The organism is Streptomyces sp. NPDC053426 (assembly GCF_055585405.1).
In genome coordinates this window covers 1-22,893 of record NZ_JBVJKE010000004.1, presented here as the reverse complement: position 1 = coordinate 22,893, position 22,893 = coordinate 1, and the positions used below count along the sequence as shown (strand labels likewise).

At 72.1% G+C, this 22,893-nt stretch carries 23 protein-coding genes and 1 rRNA gene; 8 read left to right on the top strand and 16 right to left on the bottom strand.

Annotated features, from left to right (window positions below; all coding sequences use genetic code 11):
* Positions 1-30: 30 nt before the first annotated feature.
* From ACZ62B_RS09525 to ACZ62B_RS09510, 4 genes are all read left to right on the top strand, one after another.
* Positions 31-285: a hypothetical protein gene (locus ACZ62B_RS09525; protein WP_468719783.1), complete on the top strand. Its 255-nt coding sequence runs from the start codon at positions 31-33 to the stop codon at positions 283-285.
* A gap of 1 nt (position 286) precedes the next feature.
* A complete protein-coding gene (locus tag ACZ62B_RS09520) occupies positions 287-1,018 on the top strand; it encodes a B3/B4 domain-containing protein (protein ID WP_469689651.1) in 732 nt (243 codons plus the stop codon).
* Between the two features lie 32 nt (positions 1,019-1,050).
* A complete protein-coding gene (pdxR, locus tag ACZ62B_RS09515; RefSeq protein ID WP_469689649.1) occupies positions 1,051-2,592 on the top strand; it encodes a MocR-like pyridoxine biosynthesis transcription factor PdxR in 1,542 nt (513 codons plus the stop codon).
* 104 nt (positions 2,593-2,696) lie between these two features.
* The gene (locus ACZ62B_RS09510; protein WP_344565898.1) at positions 2,697-3,353 is read left to right on the top strand and encodes a DUF4232 domain-containing protein; all 657 of its coding nucleotides are present in this window, start codon (positions 2,697-2,699) and stop codon (positions 3,351-3,353) included.
* Positions 3,354-3,380: 27 nt separating this feature from the next.
* Here ACZ62B_RS09510 and ACZ62B_RS09505 read toward each other — a convergent pair whose 3' ends face one another.
* Both ACZ62B_RS09505 and ACZ62B_RS09500 read right to left on the bottom strand, forming a co-directional pair.
* On the bottom strand, positions 3,381-3,785 hold the full coding sequence (locus ACZ62B_RS09505; RefSeq protein ID WP_469689646.1) for a hypothetical protein: 405 nt from the start codon (positions 3,783-3,785) through the stop codon (positions 3,381-3,383).
* Between the two features lie 23 nt (positions 3,786-3,808).
* Positions 3,809-4,321 carry a peptidoglycan-binding domain-containing protein gene (locus ACZ62B_RS09500; RefSeq protein ID WP_469689644.1) on the bottom strand — a complete coding sequence of 171 codons (513 nt, stop codon included), beginning with the start codon at positions 4,319-4,321 and terminating at the stop codon, positions 3,809-3,811.
* Between the two features lie 228 nt (positions 4,322-4,549).
* Between ACZ62B_RS09500 and ACZ62B_RS09495 the strand changes: the two genes are divergently transcribed.
* Positions 4,550-5,599 carry a helix-turn-helix domain-containing protein gene (locus ACZ62B_RS09495; protein WP_469689642.1) on the top strand — a complete coding sequence of 350 codons (1,050 nt, stop codon included), beginning with the start codon at positions 4,550-4,552 and terminating at the stop codon, positions 5,597-5,599.
* A gap of 57 nt (positions 5,600-5,656) precedes the next feature.
* On the opposite strand, the gene ACZ62B_RS09490 is transcribed toward ACZ62B_RS09495, so the two are convergent.
* From ACZ62B_RS09490 to ACZ62B_RS09470, 5 genes are all read right to left on the bottom strand, one after another.
* Positions 5,657-7,354, bottom strand: coding sequence for a bifunctional uroporphyrinogen-III C-methyltransferase/uroporphyrinogen-III synthase (locus ACZ62B_RS09490; RefSeq protein WP_344565879.1), 1,698 nt, complete (start codon positions 7,352-7,354; stop codon positions 5,657-5,659).
* The gene (hemC, locus tag ACZ62B_RS09485) at positions 7,351-8,310 is read right to left on the bottom strand and encodes a hydroxymethylbilane synthase (protein WP_344565877.1); all 960 of its coding nucleotides are present in this window, start codon (positions 8,308-8,310) and stop codon (positions 7,351-7,353) included. Before hemC ends, ACZ62B_RS09490 begins: the two co-directional genes overlap by 4 nt.
* Complete coding sequence (locus ACZ62B_RS09480) at positions 8,307-10,040, bottom strand: glutamyl-tRNA reductase (RefSeq protein ID WP_344565875.1); 1,734 nt, start codon at positions 10,038-10,040, stop codon at positions 8,307-8,309. The genes hemC and ACZ62B_RS09480 overlap by 4 nt, the downstream gene beginning before the upstream one ends.
* Complete coding sequence (locus ACZ62B_RS09475; protein WP_344565873.1) at positions 10,037-10,804, bottom strand: redox-sensing transcriptional repressor Rex; 768 nt, start codon at positions 10,802-10,804, stop codon at positions 10,037-10,039. Before ACZ62B_RS09475 ends, ACZ62B_RS09480 begins: the two co-directional genes overlap by 4 nt.
* Positions 10,805-11,105: 301 nt before the next feature.
* A complete protein-coding gene (locus tag ACZ62B_RS09470; RefSeq protein WP_344565871.1) occupies positions 11,106-11,384 on the bottom strand; it encodes a glutaredoxin family protein in 279 nt (92 codons plus the stop codon).
* Positions 11,385-11,488: 104 nt separating this feature from the next.
* Here ACZ62B_RS09470 and ACZ62B_RS09465 point away from each other — a divergent pair, with 104 nt between their 5' ends.
* The 3 genes from ACZ62B_RS09465 (at position 11,489) to ACZ62B_RS09455 (ending at position 15,602) form a co-directional block, all read left to right on the top strand.
* Complete coding sequence (locus ACZ62B_RS09465; protein ID WP_073933024.1) at positions 11,489-12,400, top strand: HAD family hydrolase; 912 nt, start codon at positions 11,489-11,491, stop codon at positions 12,398-12,400.
* 837 nt (positions 12,401-13,237) lie between these two features.
* The gene (locus ACZ62B_RS09460; protein WP_344565869.1) at positions 13,238-14,089 is read left to right on the top strand and encodes an ECF subfamily RNA polymerase sigma factor, BldN family; all 852 of its coding nucleotides are present in this window, start codon (positions 13,238-13,240) and stop codon (positions 14,087-14,089) included.
* Positions 14,090-14,348: 259 nt separating this feature from the next.
* Positions 14,349-15,602 (top strand): DUF5667 domain-containing protein, encoded by a 1,254-nt coding sequence (locus ACZ62B_RS09455; RefSeq protein WP_344565867.1) that lies wholly within the window; start codon positions 14,349-14,351, stop codon positions 15,600-15,602.
* Positions 15,603-15,792: 190 nt separating this feature from the next.
* Here the strand turns inward: ACZ62B_RS09455 and ACZ62B_RS09450 are convergent, their stop codons facing one another.
* The 9 genes from ACZ62B_RS09450 to rrf form a co-directional block, all read right to left on the bottom strand.
* Positions 15,793-16,887: a lysophospholipid acyltransferase family protein gene (locus ACZ62B_RS09450; protein ID WP_468719757.1), complete on the bottom strand. Its 1,095-nt coding sequence runs from the start codon at positions 16,885-16,887 to the stop codon at positions 15,793-15,795.
* Positions 16,888-16,901: 14 nt separating this feature from the next.
* Positions 16,902-17,963, bottom strand: coding sequence for an NAD-dependent epimerase/dehydratase family protein (locus tag ACZ62B_RS09445; protein ID WP_344565862.1), 1,062 nt, complete (start codon positions 17,961-17,963; stop codon positions 16,902-16,904).
* A gap of 184 nt (positions 17,964-18,147) precedes the next feature.
* Positions 18,148-18,246 (bottom strand): 30S ribosomal protein bS22, encoded by a 99-nt coding sequence (locus ACZ62B_RS09440; protein WP_003948845.1) that lies wholly within the window; start codon positions 18,244-18,246, stop codon positions 18,148-18,150.
* Between the two features lie 154 nt (positions 18,247-18,400).
* Complete coding sequence (locus ACZ62B_RS09435; protein ID WP_004984898.1) at positions 18,401-18,613, bottom strand: helix-turn-helix domain-containing protein; 213 nt, start codon at positions 18,611-18,613, stop codon at positions 18,401-18,403.
* A gap of 129 nt (positions 18,614-18,742) precedes the next feature.
* Entirely contained in the window at positions 18,743-19,573 is an 831-nt protein-coding gene (locus tag ACZ62B_RS09430; RefSeq protein WP_469690052.1) for a phosphatase, read from the bottom strand.
* Between the two features lie 79 nt (positions 19,574-19,652).
* On the bottom strand, positions 19,653-20,825 hold the full coding sequence (locus ACZ62B_RS09425; RefSeq protein ID WP_344565857.1) for an acetoin utilization protein AcuC: 1,173 nt from the start codon (positions 20,823-20,825) through the stop codon (positions 19,653-19,655).
* A complete protein-coding gene (locus tag ACZ62B_RS09420; RefSeq protein ID WP_469689636.1) occupies positions 20,776-22,023 on the bottom strand; it encodes an MFS transporter in 1,248 nt (415 codons plus the stop codon). Before ACZ62B_RS09420 ends, ACZ62B_RS09425 begins: the two co-directional genes overlap by 50 nt.
* A 60-nt stretch (positions 22,024-22,083) precedes the next feature.
* Positions 22,084-22,746 (bottom strand): HAD family hydrolase, encoded by a 663-nt coding sequence (locus ACZ62B_RS09415; RefSeq protein WP_468719746.1) that lies wholly within the window; start codon positions 22,744-22,746, stop codon positions 22,084-22,086.
* A 62-nt stretch (positions 22,747-22,808) separates the two neighbouring features.
* A 5S ribosomal RNA gene (gene rrf, locus ACZ62B_RS09410) occupies positions 22,809-22,893 on the bottom strand; the annotation flags it as partial.

The following is a 22,893-nucleotide window of genomic DNA, read 5'->3' as shown; positions in this document are numbered from 1 at the left end:
GGAGGACCGTCGACCTCTCGGAGGGTTCCCTTGAGTCCCGCGTTCCTGCTGACCACCCTGGTCGTGGTGGTCACCCCCGGCACCGGCGTGGTGCACACCCTCGCCGCCGGGCTGCCCCACGGCCGCCGGACGAGCGTGGTGGCCGCGCTGCCACACACCGGCGCCGGCATGTGCGCCGCGGCCGTGCGCGACCGTCCGACGGCCCGCCCCCGGATCATGACCGGCGTCCGCCGGGTGTTCGCCGTCTGCTTCGTGGGCCTGAGCGCACGGATGGCGGTGGCGTGAGATGCGTTTCCGGCACACGGACGCGATCTGGTCCGACCACCCCCACCTCGCGGTGGGCGCGCTCCACGCCACCGGCGTCAGCCGGGCGACCGACGTCGGCCCGCGCGTCGCGGAGTACACCGCCCGCGCCCTGGCCCGGCTGGCCGACGCCCCCGAGGGCCGGTTCCCCGAAGTGCTGGCCTGGCGCCGGGCCTTCGCCCGGATGGGGCTGAAGCCGACCCAGTACCGGTGCGCCTCGGAGTCCCTGCTGCGGCGGCTGCGGAAGGAAGGGACACTGCCGCGCATCCACCCGGTGGTCGACCTGTGCAACGCGGTCTCCGTCGCGTACGCCGTCCCGGTCGCGGTGCTCGACGCCGACCGCGTCACCGGCCCGCTGCTCGAAGTGCGCCACGCCCGCGGTGACGAGGAGTACACGACCTTCGGCGGCGGTACGGAACACCCGGCACCCGGCGAGGTGACGTACGCCGACTCCGCCGGGCGGGCGCACGCCCGCCGCTGGACCAACCGGCAGAGCGGCCACTCCGCGGTCGGCGATCACACCAGCCGGGTCTTCGTGGTGGTGGAAGCCGTGCACGACGGCGGAACGGACACCGTCGCAAAGGCGCTGCGGACGATCGCGCGGGAACTCACCGAGCACTGGCGGGTCACCCCGGCGACGGCCCTTCTCACCTCCTCCGCGAGGGAGTTCACGTTCAGCGACGAGCCGCTGTCCGGCACTCGGGCGGCGCCGTAGCGGTGCGTGGCACCAGTGCCGCCGATGGCACCATGGGTGCGGTGAGCGAGAGGGAAGCACCGACGGGCGGTACGGCGGCGCACGGCTCCGACTTCCTGCAACTACGGCCCGAGGACGCGCCCTCGGGCGGCAAGGCGGACTGGCTGGCCGGGCGGCTGCGGCAGGCGATCACCGACCGCCGGCTGACCGTGGGCAGCAGACTGCCGGCCACCCGGGTGCTCGCCGCCGAGCTGCGCGTCTCCCGGGGCGTGGTCACCGAGGCGTACCGGCGGCTCGCCGAGGACGGCCACGTCGAGGGGCGCCGGCGCGGCGGCACGGTGGTGGTCGCGGCGCCCCCCGCCCGCGGGCCGAAGGTCCCGCACCCCGGTCGGACGGCGTCCCGCTCCCCCTTCACCGGCGAGCCCGGCGCCGACGTCTTCGACGCGCTGCGCGCCGCCGACGCCCGCGTCGACCTCACCCCCGGCCGCCCCGACCTCTCCGCGTTCCCCCGCACGGCCTGGCTGCGCGCCGAACGGGCCGTGCTCGCCGAACTGTCCACCGCGGACCTCGGGTACGGCGATCCCCGCGGTGCCCCACGGCTGCGCCGCGCCGTCGCCGACTGGCTGGCGCGCAGCCGCGGCATCCGGGTCGAGCCGGACGGGATCCTGATCGTCGCCGGCACCGCGCAGGCACTCACCCTGCTGCACCCCGTGCTGTCGGCGGACGGCGTCACCGGTGTCGCGGTGGAGGACCCCGGCTCGCTCGGCACCCGCCAGCACCTGCGCAACGGCGGTCTGGCCACCCCGCCGGTACCGGTCGACGACCAGGGCCCGCGCGTCGACGCGCTGCGCGCCACCGGCGCCCGCGCCGTACTCCTCACACCGGCCCACCAGTTCCCCACCGGGGTCGTGACGAGCGGCGAGCGCCGCCGCGAGCTGCTGCGCTGGGCCGCGGACGGCGGCCTGATCCTGGAGGACGACTACGACGCCGAGCACCGCTACGACCGTCCGCCCGTGCCCGCGCTGCGCTCCCTGCTCGCCGACCGCCTGTGCTACATGGGCAGCGTCTCCAAACTCCTCGCCCCCGCACTGCGGATCGGCTGGATGATCCCGCCGCCCCGCCACCTGCACGCGCTGACCGAAGCGAAACGCTTCACCGACCTGGGCAACGCCGCACTGCCGCAACTGGTCCTCGCCCGGCTGATGGAATCGGGCCAACTGGAGCGCCACCTACGGCTGCTCCGCGCCCGTCACATCCGCCGCCGCGACGCGATGATCGACGCCGTCACCGCACACCTGCCGGGCGCGGTCGTCCACGGCGCGGCGGCCGGCCTGCACCTGACGGTCACCTACGCGCCGGACGTGCCCGACACCGAACTGGCCGCCGCCGCCCTCGCCCGCGGCGTGAAGTGCCACCCCCTGTCCTGGCACCGCCAACTCCCCGGCCCCCAGGGCCTGGTCCTCGGTTACGCGGCCGACCCGCCCGGAGTCCTCACCGAGGGCGTACGGACCCTCGGCCAGGCCCTGCGCGAGCTGACCCGGCGTTCCCGATCCTCGTGTCACCGTCTCCCTCCATCTGTAACAGGGGTGTATTAGCGGGCGTTTGGGCGAAACGCGGGACCGGACCGGCCGCTCTTGGTGTGTGGAAACGCCGCCCGTACCGAGGGTCCGGCACCCCGACCGACACCGAGGAAGACACCATGCGCGTCAACAAGCTCACCATCGCAGCCCTGGCCGTCGTCGCGGGCCTCTCGCTCACCGCCTGCCAGAACGACGACCTCGCCGCGGACCAGGGCGACTCGTCCTCCTCCTCTTCCTCCTCGGCCGGCGGCTCGGCTCAGGGCTCCGCGAAGGACTCCGCGAAGGGCTCCACCGGAAAGGAAACGGGAGGGGGGCAGGGCACGTCCGCCGGAACCGGCTCCGGCGAGGACGGCGAGACCGGCAAGTGCCGCACCGACGAACTGGAGGTCACGGCGGTGGACCACTCCGCCGAGGGCGACCCGGAGGGCATGGTCGCGGTGGAGTTCACCAACGGCGGCGGCCGGGACTGCGCGATGTCGGGTTACGCGGGCGTCGACCTGAAGACCAGCGCGGGATCGCTGTCCGCGGAGCGCACCGGCGAAGAGGCCCCCTCGATCGTCCTCAAGGACGGCGATTCGGTGGCCTTCGCCGTCTCCTACCCGGTCAACGACTCGGGCGGCTCCGGCGTCCGCGTCACCGGGCTCGTGGTGACCCCGCCGAACGAGACGAAGTCGGTCACCCTCGACTGGCCGGGCGCCGCCTCGCTGCCCGTCACGGACGGCTCCGGCACCCCGGTGAAGGTCGGCCCGATCGGCAGCGCCGGCCAGGGCGGCTGACCCGCGCCACCGGTACCGGGGTCACCGTCAGTGGATGGTGTACTCGCACAGGTGCTTGCCCTCGACGCCGCCCTCGTCCTCGACGACCTTCTTCCCGTCGACGGTGACCGAGCAGGGAGCCGCGCCCAACCGGCCGTTGGACGTCTTCACCGGGCCCGGCACGACGGACACGATGGTCCCGACCTTGCGCTGGGTGGAGTTCAGGGTGAGTTCGCCCGACTTCTTCCACGGCAGCGTGACCTGCTCGGAGCGGTTGGTGTCGAGGTTGTAGTAGACACTGGTCCTGCCCTCGCCACCGACTTCGAGGGTGACCTCGTACGTCCTGTCCTCGCCCTCAAAGGCCGTCCCGGAGGACGAGGCGGCCGTGCTCTTGTCGTCGCGCCCCTTCTCGTCACCGTCACCGTCACCGCTGCCGCCGCCGCACGCCGTCATCAGCCCGGCCGCCGACGGACCGCTCAGCAGTACTTGTAGGAGGCGAAACGCTCCCCGCCGTTGGCCCAGACGATCCAGCGCCCGCTTGCATCGCGGTCGGCGAGATGGCGCAGCGAGGACTGGGGCGAGTCGTAGTTGATGATGTCCTCGCCGTAGATGTTCGTGCCGGAGGCCCTCAGGTACTGGCCCGCCTTGGTGAACGTCTTCGGCCCCGCCACCCCGTCGGCCACGAGGCCGTGGTCCCGCTGCCACTGCTTGGTGGCCGCCAGGGTGTTGGTGCCGAAGGAGCAGTCCACCGCGGCGGAGTGGTTGGTTCCCAGGTAGCCGTCGGCCCAGAGAATGGTCTGCCACACCGCGACGGCGCCGCTGTACTGCCCGTACTTCACCGGGCCCTCGTCGGTCAGGTCGTCCAGCACGGTTCCGGCACCCGAGATGTATCCCCCGGAGACAGTGGCGCCGGCCGGGGTGGCGATCGTCAGCGTGCCGGCGATCGCCAGGGCCACGGCGGTGGCGGTGAAGTACGACTTGCGTCTCATGCTGTGTCCGATCGTCCGTACGGTCGAGTCGTTGCGGCGGGTTGCCGGCGCCTTCAGCCCTGGAGATTAGGGGGCGACGGGGAGGCGGACTTTGTCGTGCGCGTGCGGGTGTTTGTCAGTCGTGCACGCCGGCCGCCGGCCCCGCCGCCCCGCCCCTTGTGCGCCGAACACCGGCGGCCCCATCCTGATCTTCGCGAGGGGCGGGACGACCGTGGGGAGAGGTGGCTCGTGGGGGGAGCGGATCGTCACGCCATCACGCCGGCACCCGGTCCGAGGCACGCGGCGCTGGACGTCTCGGCCGTACCGCCGCAGGAACGCGAGGACACGATCCGGCACGCCCTGTGGGAGTCCTTCTCCCGGGTCGACATCGCCCATCACTCCCCCGCGGGGAAGATCTGGGGGCGCATGAGACTCGGCACCGTGGGTCCCGTCAAGCTCTGTTCCGCGCAGGGACCCCCGGTGACCTTCCACCGTACGGAGCGGCTGGCCCGGGAGGACGACGAGCCGGCGGTGTTCCTCGGCCTTCAGGTGACGGGGACCAACCTGGTGGAACAGTACGGGCGCCAGTCCCTGGTCACTCCGGGAAACCTCGTGGTCTACGAAACGACCGCCCCGTACACGCTTCACTTCGGCAAGGGGGTCGGCTACCACTCCTTCCGCATCCCGCGCGAGGTGCTCGCGCTTCCGGAACGGTTACTGCGCGCCGTCGCCGCCACTCCCCTCGGCCCCGACAACCCCACCGCGCGCCTCGCCTTCACGTACTTCTCCCAGTTGGCGGTCAGCGAGGAGCTGCACGACGGGGCACACGCCGAAGCCGTCATGGAACCCAGCGTGGAACTCCTCCGCGCGGTCGTGGCCTCCCAGCTCGGCGGCACCGGCCCCGGCCGGGTGGCACCGGCGGAGGTACCGCTCAGCCTGCGGATCACCCGGTACGTCCGGACGCACCTGGCCGATCCCACCCTGTCGGCCGCGCGGATCGCCGCCGCGCACGGCATCTCGGTCCGCCACCTCTACACCGTGCTGTCCCGGTCGGGCATCAGCCTCGGAGACTGGATCCGCTCACACCGCCTGGCCGAGTGCAGGCGGGAACTGGCCGGACCGGGCGGCCGGACGCGGACCATCGCCGGAATCGGCCGGAGCTGGGGCTTCGTGGACGCGACCCACTTCAGCAAGGTGTTCAAGCAGGCCTACGGCGTCTCCCCACGAACCTGGCGGGACCAGCACCACCCCGCCCCCGCGCGAAAGAGCCGTACACGGGAGACGAGTCCGGGCCGCTGACGCGAACGGGGCGGGCGCAGCGTACGTACGCTGCGCCCGCCCCGCTGCTCGCCGGGATCAGGTCGTCGACCGCCGCCTCCGCGCCCCCGGCCGCCGCTCGCTCGGCCTCGTCACCGGGTCGCCCGCGTCCAGCGCGGCCAGTCGGCGGCGCGTGCCGAAGTCGGCCAGGGCCTCCGCCAGCTTGTGGACCGACGGCTCGGGGGCCATCACGTCGACGCGCAGGCCGTGTTCCTCGGCCGTCTTCGCCGTCGCCGGGCCGATGCAGGCGATCACCGTCACGTTGTGCGGCTTGCCCGCGATGCCGACCAGGTTCCGGACCGTCGAGGACGACGTGAAAAGCACCGCGTCGAAGCCGCCGCCCTTGATCGCCTCGCGGGTCTCCGCCGGGGGCGGCGACGCGCGGACCGTGCGGTAGGCGGTCACGTCGTCGACCTCCCAGCCCAGCTCGATCAGGCCCGCGACCAGCGTCTCCGTGGCGATGTCGGCGCGCGGCAGGAAGACGCGGTCGATCGGGTCGAAGACCGGGTCGTACGGAGGCCAGTCCTCCAGCAGACCCGCCGCCGACTGCTCGCCGCTCGGCACCAGGTCCGGCTTCACGCCGAAGGCGATCAGCGCGTTGGCCGTCTGCTCGCCCACCGCCGCGACCTTGATGCCCGCGAAGGCACGGGCGTCGAGGCCGTACTCCTCGAACTTCTCACGGACCGCCTTCACCGCGTTGACCGACGTGAACGCGATCCACTCGTAGCGGCCCGTCACCAGGCCCTTGACCGCCCGCTCCATCTGCTGCGGGGTGCGCGGGGGCTCCACGGCGATCGTCGGCACCTCGTGCGGCACGGCACCGTACGAGCGGAGCTGGTCGGAGAGCGACGCCGCCTGCTCCTTCGTGCGCGGGACGAGCACCTTCCAGCCGAACAGCGGCTTGGACTCGAACCACGACAGCTCGTCGCGCCGGGCGGGGGCGCTGCGCTCACCGACCACGGCTATCACCGGCCGGCCGCCGTCCGGCGACGGCAGCACCTTCGCCTGCTTCAGCGTCTGCGCGATCGTGCCGAGCGTCGCCGTCCAGGTGCGCTGCCGGGTCGTCGTACCGGCGACGGTCACCGTCAGCGGGGTGTCGGGCTTGCGTCCGGCGGACACCAGTTCGCCCGCCGCGGCGGCCACGGAGTCCAGCGTGGTGGAGACGACCACCGTGCCGTCCGACGCCCCGACCTCCGTCCAGCAGCGGTCCGAGGCCGTACGCGCGTCCACGAAACGGACGTCCGCGCCCTGCGCGTCCCGCAGCGGCACACCGGCGTACGCGGGTACGCCGACCGCCGCCGCGACACCGGGGACGACCTCGAACGGCACCCCGGCCGAGGCGCACGCCAGCATCTCCTCGGCGGCGTACGCGTCGAGCCCGGGATCACCGGACACCGCACGCACGACCCGCCTGCCGCCCCGCGCGGCCTCCATGACAAGATGTGCCGCATCCCGCATCGCGGGGACACCGGTGGTTGTTGACGTGCCGTCAACGACCGTCAGCTGGGGCGTGCCCGTGCCCGGATCCGACGTGTCGGAGTCCGTGTGCACCTCGGCGACGCCCTGCCTCGCGTGCGTGCGTACGACGTCGAGCACCTCGTGCTCGGCGACGAGGACGTCCGCGTTCGCCAGCGCCTCCACGGCGCGCAGAGTCAGCAGTCCCGGATCCCCGGGTCCGGCACCGAGGAAGGTGACGTGCCCGTGTTCCGGAGGGGCGGGAAGGGTGGTGGGGCTCACTGCGCTCGCTCCCCCATCAGACCGGCCGCGCCCTGCGCGAGCATCTCGGTGGCGAGTTCGCGACCGAGCGCCATCGCCGCCTCGTGCGTCTCGGGCACGGGACCGGTGGTGGACAGCTGCACCAGCGTCGAGCCGTCGGTCGAGCCGACGACGCCGCGCAGGCGCATTTCCTTGACAATCTGCCCGTCGGCCAAAAGGTCGGCCAGCGCGCCCACAGGGGCGGAGCAGCCGGCCTCCAGGGCGGCGAGCAGGGAACGCTCGGCCGTCACGGCGGCCCGCGTGAACGGGTCGTCGAGCTCGGCGAGCGCGGCGATCAGCTCCGCGTCGTCCGCGGCGCATTCGATCGCCAGTGCCCCCTGGCCGGGGGCGGGCAGCACCGTGTCGACCGACAGGAAGTCGGTCACCTCGTCACTGCGTCCGATCCGGTTCATTCCGGCGGCGGCCAGCACCACGGCATCCAGTTCGCCCTGCCGGACGTACCCGATGCGGGTGTCGACGTTGCCCCGGATCGGAACCGTCTCGATGTCCATGCCGTGGCTGCGCGCGTACGCGTTGAGCTGCGCCATGCGGCGCGGCGAACCCGTGCCGATGCGGGCTCCGCGCGGCAGGTCGGTGAGCTTCAGCGCGTCGCGCGTGACCATCACGTCGCGCGGGTCCTCGCGCACCGGGATGGCCGCCACGACCAGTTCGTCGGGCTGCGTGGTCGGCAGGTCCTTCAGCGAGTGCACCGCGAAGTCCACCTCGCCCCGCGCCAGCGCCTCGCGCAGCGCGGCCACGAACACGCCCGTGCCGCCGATCTGCGCGAGGTGCTCGCGCGAGACGTCGCCGTACGTGGTGATCTCGACGAGCTCGACGGGCCGTCCGGTCACCTGGCTCACGGCTTCCGCCACCTGCCCGGACTGGGCCATGGCGAGCTTGCTCCGCCTGGTCCCCAGCCTCAGTGCCTTCTCAGTCATGCCGGCCCTCGGTTCCTTGCGTTCTTCTCGGTGCTTTCCTCGGCTCGGGAGACGGAGGCCACCGTCTCGGGGTCGAGGTCGAACAGGGTGCGCAGCGCGTCCGCGTACCCGGCGCCGCCGGGCTCGGCCGCGAGCTGCTTGACCCGTACCGTCGGCGCGTGGAGCAGCTTGTCGACCACCCGCCGCACGGTCTGGGTGATCTCCGCGCGGTGCTTGTCGTCCAGGCCGGGAAGCCGCCCCTCCAGACGGGCGATCTCGCCGGCCACCACATCGGCCGCCATGGTGCGCAGGGCGACGACGGTCGGCGTGATGTGCGCCGCCCGCTGTGCCGCCCCGAACGCGGCGACCTCGTCGGAGACGATACGCCGCACCTGGTCCACATCGGCAGCCATCGGAGCGTCCGCGGAGGCTTCCGCGAGCGATTCGATGTCGACGAGGCGCACCCCGGCCAGCCGGTGCGCGGCCGCGTCGATGTCGCGCGGCATCGCCAGGTCCAGCAGGAACAGCACGGGCTCGGGGCGCGGCGGCTCGGCCACCGGCTCCGGGCGGCGCCGCTCGGGGATCCGGCCGGCGGTGGACGCGGTCGCGGCGAGCGCGCCGATCAGCTCGGCGTCGGCCTCCGGACCGCCGCGGCCGGTCCGGCCACGGTCGACGGTCGTGCCCGCGGCCCACGCCGCGTGCTGCTCCAGCGTCGCCGCGTCCATGCCGGCGACGGCGGCCTCGCCCATCACGGAGAAGCCGGGCCGTACGGCGGACAGGTCCAGCGGGCAGCCGTCCTCGGTGCCCACGGAGGTGGGCGGGAGCGGTGCCTCCTCGACCGGCGCCTCCTCGGCCGGGGCGGTCCCGACGGCTGGCTGCTCGCCGACCCGGCCCTCGACGCCGGCGGCGATCGCGCCGCCCGTGAGGACCAGTCCCGTCGCGCCGGTGCAGGAGACGACGACGTCGGCACGTGTCAGCTCCAGCGGCACCGATCCCATCGGGACCGCGCGGGCCAGCACGTCCGTGTCGTCGCCCTCGGTGAGACCCTGCCCGTGCTGCTCTTCGAGCAGGTGCGCGAGGCGCTCGGCGCGCTCGGGCGTGCGGTTGGCGATCACGATCTCGGCGACACCGGCCCGCGCGAGCGTGGCCGCGGCCAGCGAGGACATCGAACCGGCGCCGATGACCAGCGCCTTCTTCCCCCGCGCCCAGGTCTCGACGGGCGCGCCGACGGCGAGCTGCTCCAGGCCGAAGGTGACCAGGGACTGCCCGGCGCGGTCGATACCGGTCTCGGAGTGGGCGCGCTTGCCGACCCGCAGCGCCTGCTGGAACAGGTCGTTCAGCAGCCGTCCGGCGGTGTGCAGCTCCTGCGCGCGGGCGAGCGCGTCCTTGATCTGGCCGAGGATCTGGCCCTCGCCCACGACCATCGAGTCCAGCCCGCAGGCCACCGAGAACAGGTGGTGGACGGCCCGGTCCTCGTAGTGCACATAGAGATAAGGAGTGAGCTCCTCCAGGCCGACCCCGCTGTGCTGGGCGAGCAGCGTGGACAGCTCGGCGACACCGGCGTGGAACTTGTCCACGTCGGCGTAGAGCTCGATGCGGTTGCAGGTGGCGAGGACCGCGGCCTCGGCGGCGGGCTCCGCGGCGACCGTGTCCTGCAACAGCTTGACCTGCGCGTCCACGCTCAGCGAGGCCCGCTCCAGCACGCTGACCGGCGCGCTGCGGTGGCTCAGTCCGACGACGAGGAGACTCATGCCGGCATCACGGCGGGTACGTCCCCGTCGGGCCCCTGGTCGGTGGCGGACTGCTTGCGGGGGACGGCGGCCGGGGCGGCGACGGGCTCGGCCGTGGCCTCCTCGCCGGCCTTGCGCTGCTCGTGGAAGGCGAGGATCTGCAGCTCGATGGAGAGGTCCACCTTGCGCACGTCGACACCGTCCGGAACGGTCAGCACGGTCGGCGCGAAGTTCAGGATCGAGGTGACGCCGGCGGCCACGAGACGGTCGCAGACCTGCTGGGCGGCGCCGGCGGGGGTCGCGATCACGCCGATCGACACGCCGTTGTCCGTGATGATCGACTCGAGCTCGTCGGTGTGCTGCACCGGGATGCCGGCGACGGGCTTCCCGGCCATCGCGGGGTCGGCGTCGATCAGCGCGGCGACCCGGAAACCACGGGAGGCGAACCCGCCGTAGTTGGCGAGGGCGGCGCCGAGGTTGCCGATTCCCACGATCACAACCGGCCAGTCCTGGGTCAGGCCGAGTTCGCGGGAGATCTGGTACACGAGATACTCGACGTCGTAGCCGACGCCCCTGGTCCCGTACGAGCCCAGGTAGGAGAAGTCCTTGCGCAGCTTCGCGGAGTTGACCCCCGCGGCGGCGGCCAGCTCCTCCGAGGAGACCGTGGGCACCGAGCGCTCGGAGAGCGCGGTGAGGGCGCGGAGGTACAGCGGAAGGCGGGCGACGGTGGCCTCGGGAATCCCTCGGCTACGGGTCGCCGGTCGGTGAGTTCGGCCAGTTGCCACGGTGCTCCTGCGGGTAGAGCGGGGCTTCAGGCGGTCATACGTCAGGTCATACGTCCCCGGACCGCCCCGTCGCATGCAGGCTATGTCTTTGTGAACGCGTGCACAAAGATTGTGTCCGATTTGCCCGGCCAACGTGACCGGGGTCACGCGCCCCCGGCGCACTCGTGAGGAACCGGCGCACGAGCGCCACCGTTCCTTTTCTTCTGGGGGCAAAACCGCACACTCTCCTCTGTGAATCCCGCCCCCGAGACCAAGCCACCATCGATCCTAAGCGACTTTCCGGCCACTTTGGACTGGCCGGTCAGTCGGTGAGGGCCTTGCGGAGACGGTCCTCGTTCACGCGCCAGAAGGTGTGCTGGTCACCGTCGACGAGGACGACGGGGATCTGCTCCCAGTACCGGTCGTGCAGCTCCCGGTCCTGGGTGATGTCCTTGTGCTCCCACGGGACGCCGAGCTCCCCGCACACCTTCTCCACCACCACCTGCGCGTCGTCGCACAGATGGCAGCCGGGCTTGCGCACGAGGGTGACGAGCCGGTCCTGCGGGGCGGCCGGGGTGTTGCGGCGGAAGAGAGGGCTCATACGGGCCATTGTCCCGCGCGCCTTAACGCCCCGGACCCGGAGAGTTCACGACGCTCGAACCTCTCGGCTCCGGAACATCCGCGCCGACTGGCTATGCTCACGCCATGGCCGCTCTCGGATGGCTCACTCCCCGTAGGCGCTCCGCCACGGCACGAAGCGTGCTGGCAGGCGAGGCCTCGGCGGAGGCAGCGCGCAAGTCCACCCAGGAAGTTTCCGAACGCGAACCGGAGTTCCCGGTCGTCGGGGACGAACGGGCCGCCGCGTTCTTCGACCTGGACAACACGGTGATGCAGGGCGCCGCCCTGTTCCACTTCGGGCGGGGACTGTACAAGCGGAAGTTCTTCGAGACGCGCGAGCTGGCACGGTTCGCCTGGCAGCAGGCGTGGTTCCGGCTGGCCGGGGTCGAGGACCCCGAGCACATGCAGGAGGCCCGCGACTCGGCGCTCTCCATCGTCCAGGGCCACCGCGTCTCCGAGCTGCAGTCCATCGGCGAGGAGATCTACGACGAGTACATGGCCGAGCGGATCTGGCCGGGCACCCGGGCGCTGGCACAGGCGCACCTGGACGCCGGGCAGCGGGTGTGGCTGGTGACGGCGGCGCCGGTGGAGATCGCCCAGGTGATCGCGCGCCGGCTGGGGCTGACGGGCGCGCTCGGCACGGTGGCGGAGTCGGTCGACGGCGTGTACACGGGCAAACTGGTGGGCGAACCGCTGCACGGCCCCGCGAAGGCGGAGGCGGTACGCGCGCTGGCCCTGGCGGAAGAACTGGACCTCGGCCGCTGCGCGGCGTACAGCGACTCGCACAACGACATCCCGATGCTGTCCCTGGTGGGCCACCCCTACGCGATCAACCCGGACTCCAAGCTCCGCAAGCACGCCCGCCGCATGGACTGGCGCCTGCGCGACTACCGCACCGGCCGCAAGGCGGCCAAGGTCGGCATCCCGGCGGCGGCAGGCGTCGGCGCGGTGGCCGGCGGCACGGCAGCCGCCATCGCCCTCCACCGCAAACGCCGCTGAGCACCGACCACTGACGACACCCCGCCACCACCGCCCTCCACGGGCACCCGCGCCTCCCCCAGCACCTCAAGGGCCTGGGAGGTACCCCCAGGCCGGCACGGGCAGGCGCGACAACACCCCGCCACCACCGCCCACCGCGGGCAGTCGCGCCTCCCCCAGCGCCTCAAAGGCCTGGGAGGTACCCCCAGGCCGGCACGGGCGGGCGCGACAACACCCCGCCACCACCGCCCTCCGCGGGCAGTCGTGCCGCTGGGGCGACACGGGCGGGCGCGACAACACCCCGCCACCACCGCCCTCCGCGGGCAGTCGTGCCGCTGGGGCGGCACGGGTGGGCGCGACGGCACCCCGCCAGCGCCGGGCAGCGCGACAGACCCCCGCCCGGCCACAGCACCGCGCACCCGACAAACGCCGGGCCGCCCGGCCCCGGCACCGGCCCCCGGTCAACCCCGCCGCCGCACCGCGCCCCCGGTCAACCCCCATCCCCCCACCGAACCGCCCACCGCGGACCACTTCCGCCACCCCGTCCCCGACCCCGGCCAATCCAACTGCCGTACCCCACAACCCCCTTGCCCAGTCCTCTTGGCTGCACACGGCCACAACCCGCCCCACACCCACCCGAAACACGAACCATTCCGGTCAACAACCGATCACCACACCGCACCTGAACGCCCATCAACCGGTTACGGAAACGACGTAATCGACGATTTGAGCAACTCGGTGTAGCAGAGCCTGCACGAAGCGTTATTCTCCTCAGACGCAATCCGGTACCCCAACCCAGCTACCAGGGGTGAACGGTCCCGCACTGCACGTGATGGAAGCTCTGCCTCTGGGAGTCCCGTGTACCCACACGTCGGGGTTGACGCCTCGGGCCTGGCTACGCTGCGCGCGACAGTCGCGACAGCCCGAGACCTGCTGCGCGGCATCGTCCCCACCGCGCACACGGTCCCCGCGTTCGCCACCGCCCCCGCCGCCGGCCCGTGCTACGCCCTCGCCGACGGCAGCGCCGCGGTCGGCGGACGGGGGCGCCGCTCCACGGCGCCCTCCACAACCCCCGCCGCCACGGCCAGGGGCGCGGCCAGAGGAGCCGCCGCCAGGACGACCACCGGCACCCCCGCCGCCCGCCGCCCCGCCGCCGACAGCGACAGCGCCCGGATGATGGACCTCGTCGAGCGCGCCCAGGCCGGCGAGGCCGAGGCCTTCGGCCGGCTGTACGACCAGTACAGTGACACCGTCTACCGCTACATCTACTACCGCGTCGGCGGCAAGGCGACCGCCGAGGACCTCACCAGCGAGACCTTTCTGCGCGCACTGCGCCGCATCGGCACCTTCACCTGGCAGGGCCGCGACTTCGGCGCCTGGCTGGTGACCATCGCCCGCAACCTCGTCGCCGACCACTTCAAGTCCAGCCGCTTCCGCCTCGAGGTCACCACCGGGGAGATGCTCGACGCCAACGAGGTCGAGCGCTCTCCCGAGGATTCCGTTCTCGAGTCCCTGTCCAACGCCGCCCTCCTCGATGCCGTACGACGACTCAACCCCCAACAGCGGGAGTGCGTCACGCTCCGATTCCTCCAAGGTCTGTCCGTCGCGGAGACCGCCCGTGTGATGGGCAAGAACGAGGGTGCCATCAAGACCCTCCAGTACCGGGCCGTCCGCACCCTCGCCCGGCTCCTCCCGGACGACGCCCGCTGACCCGGCCCCGTCCGTACACCCGCCGACCGGAACACGCTCCGCGACATCCAACTCACGGTATGTGAAACCCGGTTGGCTTCCTCATTCGGCCATCCCGGGTCCGTAACCCAAGTGCCGCGCCGCTCGTTGTGCGGGATACAGGCTCCCTGTGGTCACCCCCTGACCGACTTCGATCACTCGATCGTGTGGCCCTGGTCAGGGCGGGAACCCTCAGGACCCCCTGGGGAGTCGACCGTGATGACGAGAGGAGGTGCCGCCAGTGATCGCGAACGTATCGGCGCACCGGCGGGCGAACGCCTTCGCCCAGGCCCTGGAGGAGCAGTCCGACCGGGGCACGGCGGCCGAGCAGTCCGAAGGATCGGCACCGGCCCCGGCCGCCGCCGTGGAAACCGAGCAGGCGAAACTGCTCGCGCTGACCTCCGGCCTCGGCGCACTGCCCAAGCCGGAACTGGACCCCGAGGTCAAGGTCGTCCAGCGGGCCCAGCTGGTGGCCGCGTTCGAGGCCATGCTCCAGGAGGGCACCGCCGCGGGCGAGGCGACGCACCAGGCCGTACCCGAACAGCGCTCGCGCCGGGCCCGGGGCACCCACCGGGCGACCCCGCTGGGCAAGCTGCGACCACGCTCACGGCTGGCCAAAGGGCTCACCGCGGGCGGACTCACCGTCGGCGTCGCCGCCGGCGCCCTCGGCGGAGTCGCCGTCGCCAGCTCCGACGCCCTGCCCGGTGACTCCCTCTACGGAGTCAAGCGCGGCATCGAGGACGTCAAGCTCGGCCTCGCCGACGGCAACGACGAGCGTGGCCGGGTCTACCTCGACCACGCCTCCACCCGCCTCGGCGAAGCCCGCCGGCTGATGGAGCGCGGCCGCGGCGGCCCCCTCGACCACGAGTCCCTGGGCGAGATCCGCCGCGCCCTGTCCGGGATGCGGCACGACGCCGCCGAGGGCCACCGGCTGCTGCGCGAGGCCTACGAGCGCGACCCGGACTCCCTGGACCCCATGCGGGCGCTCTCCTCCTTCTCCCGGACGCACCGCCAGAGCTGGGGCACCCTGCGCGACCGGCTGCCCGTGCAGCTCGGGGACGTGAGTGAGCAGGTCTCGTCGGTGCTCGACGCCATAGAGGAAGACGTCGCCCCGCTGCGGTCGCTGCTCCCCCAGCCCTCGACCGGCGAGGACGGCGACGGTGCGGAGCGGAGCGGCTCCGAGTCGGCGTCCGGCACCCCGTCGTCCGGCACGGACCCCTCACAGTCCCCCGACAAGGGCGACGGCACCTCCGGCGAGAGCGGCACCGGCAGCACCGGCCCCTCCGGTTCCGCCGACACCGGCCGCGAGAGCGACGGCCTGCTGGGCGGCAACACCGGCGGCCTGCTCGACCCGCCCAAGGAAAGCGGCACCGGCTCCACCCCTCCACCGGAGGAAGGCCACATCACCCCACCCCCCGCCCCCGACATCACCCTCCCGCCCCTCCTCCCCGGCCTCCTCCCGGGCCTGGGCATCGACGGCGAGGACGACGAGTAGAACAGAACACGCAGTTCCCCGCCCCCTTCAGGGTCGGGGAACTGCGCTTCCTCAGGAGCACGGGGAACTGCGCTCCTTCAGGGGCGCGGGGAACTGCGCGAACAACCACAACCGGCCCGCACCCGCCCCACAACCCACCGCACCGAGCTCTCCCGCGCCCCGCGCCCCGGGATCCAAAGGGGCGACCCCTTTAAAAGAACACCGACCGCCGCTGCACCAGCAACTTGTACAACGTGTGCTGAATCTGCTCCCTGACCTGATCGGTCAGATTGAACATCAGCATCGGATCATCCGCCGCCTCCAACGGATACCCATCCGTCAAAATCGGCTCACCGAACTGAATCGTCCACTTCGTCGGCAACGGAATCGCCCCCAACGGCCCCAGCCAAGGAAACGTCGGCGTCAGCGGGAAGTACGGAAAGCCCAGCACCCGCGCCAACGTCTTCGCGTTGCCGATCATCGGGTAGATCTCCTCCGCCCCGACGATCGAGCACGGAATGATCGGGACGCCCTGCCGCAGCGCGGTGGAGACGAACCCCCCGCGCCCGAACCGCTGCAACTTGTACCGCTCGCCGAACGGCTTCCCGATGCCCTTGAACCCCTCCGGCATCACCCCCACCAGCTCACCCTGCCCGAGCAGCTGCTCGGCATCCTCCGCGCACGCCAGGGTGTGCCCGAGCTTGCGGGCGAGTTCGTTGACCACGGGCAGCATGAACACCAGGTCCGCCGCGAGCAGCCGCAGATGCCGGCCGGCCGGATGGTGGTCGTGGACGGCGACCTGCATCATCAGCCCGTCCACCGGCACCGTCCCCGAGTGGTTGGCGACGATCAGCGCGCCGCCCTCCGAGGGGATGTTCTCGATGCCCTTCACCTCGACCCGGAAGTACTTCTCGTACACCGGCCGCAGCAGGGACATCAGGACCTGGTCGGTGAGTTCCTCGTCGTAACCGAAGTCGTCGACGTCGTAGTCCCCGGTGAGCCGGCGGCGCAGAAACGCCAGCCCGCTCGCGACCCGCCGCTCCAGACCGCCGGTGCCACCGGTGCCACCGTCGGCGGCCTCCGCGGCCGGCTCCTGGGGCTGCTCGTCCTCACCGGTCACCGGACCATCATCCTGCACGGACGCCACACCCGGCAGCGGCTGCACCTCCCCGGCCTCTCCGACCACCGCGGACCGCGCACCGCCCTGGCGCCGGCTCCCCGCGCCCCGGCGACGCGACGGGCGCTGCGCGGCGCCCCCACGCGAGCGGTGATCGTCGTCGAACGGAATGACCTTGGCGTCCGCCATCGTTGCTGCGCTCCTCAGTTGGCGCTCTGCGTCGGGGGGTGACCGCTGCCCGGCAGGGGCAGCGCGGCGATCCGGTCGACGGCCCTCGCGAGCCTCTCCGGCGGAAGCAGCCCGGGACCGCGACTGCGCACGAAGTCCGCAAACGTTTCAGCAGTCGAGTACTTCGGGGTGAAACCCAGGGTCTCCCGCATCTGGTCCGTCGCCACCACCCGCCCGTGCGTGAGCAGCCGGATCTGCTCGGGCGAGAAGTCCGTCATCCCCAGCGTACGCACCAGCGAGCCCGCCCAGGTGACCGCGGGAAGCAGCAGCGGCACGGTCGGCCTGCCCAGCCGCCGCGAGCACTGCGAGAGCAGCAGCACGCCGTCGCCGGCGATGTTGAAGGTCCCGCTGTTGAGCGTGGAGCGCCTCGGTTCGTGCGAGCCGATCCGCAGCACCTCGATCACGTCGTCCTCGTGCACGAACTGCAGCCGGGGGTCGTAGCCGAACACGGTCGGCAGCACCGGCAGCGAGAAGTACGAGGCGAGCGGGCTGTCCGCGGCCGGGCCCAGGATGTTGGCGAACCGCAGCACGCACACGGCGACGTCCGGTCGGCGCCGCGCGAAGCCGCGCACGTACCCCTCGACCTCGACCGTGTCCTTCGCGAAGCCACCGCTGGGCAGCGACTTGGGCGGGGTCGACTCGGTGAAGACCGCCGGATCGCGGGGCGCGGAACCGTAGACGTTCGTACTGGACTTCACGACCAGCCGCTTGACGTTCGGGGACTTCTGGCAGGCACCCAGCAACTGCATGGTGCCGATGACGTTGGTCTCCTTCAGCGCGGTCCGGCCGCCGCTGCCGAGCGGCGTGCCGGTCACGTCGAGGTGGACGACCGTGTCGGCGCCCGACTCGGCCAGCACCCGCGCGACGGTGGGCTGGCGGATGTCCGCCTGGACGAAGTCGGCGCCGCCCAGGTGGTGCTCGGGCGGGACCGCGTCCACGCCGACGACCCGGTCCACCTCCGGATCCCGCAGGATCCGCCGGACGAAACGGCCCCCCAGCTGACGGGCCACCCCGGTCACGAGCACGACCTTTCCCAAGATCAGCGCCTTCCTCTCGCCCTGCTCCCGACGGCCAACCTATCGGGTCGCCGTCGCTCCGGGGTGCCGACCGGATGCTTGAAGTGACGACAGCCCCGGACGTACGAACGCCGGAAGTCCGAATGGCAGTGGCCCCCCACCGGAGTGCGGTGGGGGGCCACTGGACACGCTCTCGCGCTGTCGCTTACTTCTTGTTGCGACGCTGAACGCGCGTGCGCTTGAGCAGCTTGCGGTGCTTCTTCTTGGCCATCCGCTTGCGCCGCTTCTTGATAACAGAGCCCACGACTACCCTCGCTCACTTCTCATCACTCGGTGTTTGGGCGCCATGGGCCCACACGACCTACGAGGGGCTAGCCTACCCGCCCGAGCGCTGAGACCGTAATCGAGGTGACCGGGGAGGCCCACGAGTGCCCGGTACGGACCTCCCCGGATCGCCGTCAGGCGGTTTCCACCCCCACGTAGCTCTCGCGGAGGTACTCGTGAACCGCTTGCTCCGGGACGCGGAAGGACCGCCCCACCCGGATCGCGGGCAGATGACCGCTGTGCACCAGCCGGTACACGGTCATCTTCGACACTCGCATCACCGAGGCGACTTCCGCCACGGTAAGGAACTGAACCTCGTTCAGAGGCCTCTCGCCAGCTGCAGCCATGACACACCTGCACCTTCCGCACTCGACGGCCACCGGCTTCCCCTTCCGGTGACTCTTCGTCGCTGCGTGCTCACTCCCCAATGTAGGGGCGGGTGATGCGAGTGGGGAAGAGGTGCACCCATCGGCGGCCTACTGTGACAGACACGCGCGATTGAGTACGTAGCGGGCCAGCGGCAGGTAGTGATCGGACCGCACGCCGTCATCAAGTGGAACGACGAGGGACACGGTCCCCTCGGCCTCGCCGACGAACGGCGCGGGGTCGTTCACATCGGCCGGCCCGACGGCCTCGAACCCCAGCTGACCTGCCCCGCAGACCCAGCCGTGGTCTCCGATCACCAACTCCGGAAGCGGCCCGCCGGCGTCGGCCGCCGCGGCGAGCGCGGCCCGAACCGGGAGGGGGGAGTGCGTGTGTGCGCCCGGCTCACAACCGGGGCGTTCCGCGGTCGCGCCCCGGACGAGCCCGACTCCTCGCACGTAGTCGAGATTGCACGTGCGTAGACCGAACCGGGTCGTTATGTCGACACAGCGACCCTGCGCGGGGGTGAGGACGGCACATCCCGCCGCCGACAATGCGTCTGCCAGAGCGGCGTAGAAGCCGAGCAGCCGGTGCGGATGACCGGTGCCGAGCAGCACAGGACCGCCACGCTCCGCAGCGGCCGCCAGCCGCTCGGCGAAGGCGTCCAGGGCGGCCAGGGTCCGCTCGGGGTCGATCACATCATGGCCGAAGGTGTGCGCGGGATCGGCCGAAACCCCGCACCGGTCCGCCATCAGAGCGAGCAATTCCCGCTCGCCCCATACCCGTTCCGGGTCCAACCCGATCAGCAGACGCGGATCCCGGGCGGCGAACAGCCGGTAGCTCCGCAGGCTCTCCTCCCGCGTGGTGCCCACGACCCCGGCGAGCCGGACGGCGAGGAGGTGCGCACGAAGCTCGGCGGTGGCGGTGGTCGGCACGCAAGCGATGGTGCGGGATACGGGGCCGAGGCGGGCCGGGAACGGCGGAACACCGCACGGGCGGCGTAACGGAACGCCCGTACGGCCGTCAGGCCAGCAGCCCCCGCAGCGGGAACACCGCGCGCCGCGCCGCCAGGATCGCCTGGTCCAGACGGTCCGCCGGGTCGTACCCCTCGTCCCACTCGGCCCAGGAGACCGGCCACCGCCCGTCCGTCATCCGCCGCGGCGCCGGCTGCCGGGTCCGGGCGTAGACCTCCTGCCGCCAGCCCTCGGGGATCACCGTCGTGGGCTCCACCGGCCGCTCGGCCGCGATGCCCACCAGATGGGTCCAGGACCGCGGCACGACCTCCACCACCGCGTAACCGCCACCGCCCAGCGCGACCCACCGCCCGTCGGCGTACTCGTGCGCCAGCTCGTGGCACGCCACCTGCACCGCCCGCTGCGCGTCCAGCGACACCGCCAGATGCGCCAGCGGATCCTCGAAGTGCGTGTCGGCCCCGTGCTGCGTCACCAGCACCTGCGGCCGGAAGTCCGCGATCAGCTCCGGCACGACGGAGTGGAACGCCCGCAGCCACCCCGCGTCCCCGGTCCCGGCCGGCAGCGCCACGTTGACCGCGCTGCCCTCCGCGCTGTCCGCCCCCGTCTCCTCCGGCCACCCGGTCTGCGGGAACAGCGTCCGCGGATGCTCGTGCAGCGAGATCGTCAGCACCCGCGGGTCCTCCCAGAACGCCGCCTGCACCCCGTCCCCGTGATGCACGTCGACGTCGACGTACGCGACCCGCTCCGCCCCCAGCTCCAGCAGCCGGGCGATCGCCAGCGCGGCGTCGTTGTACACGCAGAAGCCGGAGGCCGAGCCCGGCATGGCGTGGTGCAGTCCGCCCGCGAAGTTCACCGCGTGCGGCGCGTCCCCGCGCCACACCGCCTCCGCCGCGCCCACCGACTGCCCCGCGATCAGCGCCGACACCTCGTGCATCCCGGCGAACGCGGGGTCGTCCACCGTCCCCAGCCCGTACGACTGGTCCGCCGCCGCCGGATCGGCCGAGGCGGCCCGCACCGCCTCGATGTAGTCCTCCCGGTGGACGAGCCGCAGCGTCGACTCCCCGGCCGCCTTCGCGGCGACCACCTCCACCTCACGGTCGAGCCCGAGGGCACCGACCAGACTCCGGGTCAGCGCCAGCCGGACCGGGTCCATCGGATGGTCCCGGCCGAAGTCATAGCCCGTTACCGCCTCGTCCCACATCAGCTGTACGCGCCCGCTCATGCCCGACACCGTATCGGTCCGGTTCAGCGGCGAACGACCTGGCGTACACGAGCGTCACCAGTACCAACACCATCGGTACGAGCATCGCCCCCCGGTAGCTCCAGGCGTCGCCGAGCGCCCCGACCAACGGCGAACCGATCAGAAAGCCCACATAATTGAAGACGTTGAGCCGCGCGACGGCCGCGTCCGAAGCCCCGGGGCCCCCATGCTCGGCGGCCCGCCGCCCCGCCGCCGCGAAGGTCTGCGGCACCAGCACGCACAGCCCGAGCCCCAGCAGCGTGAACCCCAGCATCCCCACCCACGCACCCGGCGCCCCGGCCACCACGGCGAACCCCACCGCCGCCACCAGCGCCCCCGCCCGCACCACCGTCACGGCCCCGAACCGCCGCACCCCGACGTCCCCGATCGCCCGCCCCAGCAGCGTGGTGACCATATAGACGTTGTACGGAACGGTCGCGAGCTGCTCCGAACTCCCCAGCACGTCCTGGAGGTACTTCGCGCTCCAGTTGGAGACCGTCGAGTCCCCGATGTACGCCACCGTCATCACCAGGCACAGCGGCAACAGCCACTTGAGGCCGCCGGCCACGTGCCCGCTCTGCGTGGTCTCCCTCTTCGTGGTCTCCTGGGCCGCCTGCTCCCCACCCCCGTCGACGTACCACCGGCTGCCGACCAGCGCGGCCGGCAGCAGCACCAGCACCACCGGCAGATACGACACCCACAACGCCAGATCCCAGTGGGCCCCCACCCACGCGAGTGACGCCCCGACGATCCCGCCCGCGCTGTACGCGGCATGAAAGCTCAGCATGATGCTGCGCCCGTACGCCCGCTGCAGACTCACCCCGAGCATGTTCATCGACGCGTCCAGCGCACCGACGGCCAGCCCGAACGCGGCCAGCGCCACCGCGAGGGCCGCCATGTGCCCGCCCGCCCCGACCCCGAGGAGCGCCAGCAGCACGACGGGCTGCGACCACCGCAGCACCCGGCTCGGCGGCACCCGCCTCACCAGCCGCTCCGTGGTGACACTCCCGACGCCGGCCAGGACCGGCACGGCGGCGAGGAAGACCGGCAGCAGCGCGTCGGAGACCCCGTACCGGTCCTGGACGGCCGGGATCCGCGTCACGAGCAAAGCGAAGGCGACGCCCTGCACGAGGAAGCTGAACGCCAGCGAGGCCCTGCCGCGCCGCAGCACATCCGTCATGGCGGCGAGCGTAGGGCTCGGGGGTACCGGTGGGTAGATCCGGTCAAAGATGAGTTGTGTTCAGTTCCGGCTCGGGGCCCCGTCGAGCAGTGCGGTCAACTCCCGCATGTCACCGAAAAGTCCTGTGGCCCCGGAGAGCTTCCCGGCGGGCGTCATCGCGGTGAACCCGTACACGTCCATCCTGGCCGCGACCGCCGCCTGGACGCCCAGTGGACTGTCCTCGACGACCACGCACCGCTCGGGCGCCACACCCATCCGCTCGGCCGCGTACAGGAACAGATCCGGCGCCGGCTTCCCCCGCCCCACATCCTGCGAGCTGAAGATCCGCTCGTCGTCGAACCACCGGTCGAGCCCCGTCGTACGGTGCCCCACCCGGATCCGCTCATGGCTCCCGGACGAGGCCACGCAGTACGGCACCCCGTCGGCGGCCAGCTTCTCGAGTACGTCCATGGCGCCGACCACCGGCTTCAACTCCTGCTCGAACGCGGCGAAGACCCGGGCGTGGAACACGTCGTCGAAGTCCGCCGGCAACCGCCGACCGGTCCGTTCCTCGACGAGATCGTGCACGCGGTGCATGGCGGAGCCCATGTAGTCCCGGATGGAGTCCTCGTACGAGGTCGGGTGGCCGAGGTCGGTGAGATAGGCGGCCAGGAGCCGGTTGGAGATCGGCTCACTGTCGACGAGAACACCGTCGTTGTCGAAGAGGACCAGGTCATAGCGCATACCCCTGACCCTAAACGCAGAAAACCCCGCACCGATACGGTGCGGGGTTTTCCTCAATATTTGTTCGGCGGCGTCCTACTCTCCCACAGGGTCCCCCCTGCAGTACCATCGGCGCTGTAAGGCTTAGCTTCCGGGTTCGGAATGTAA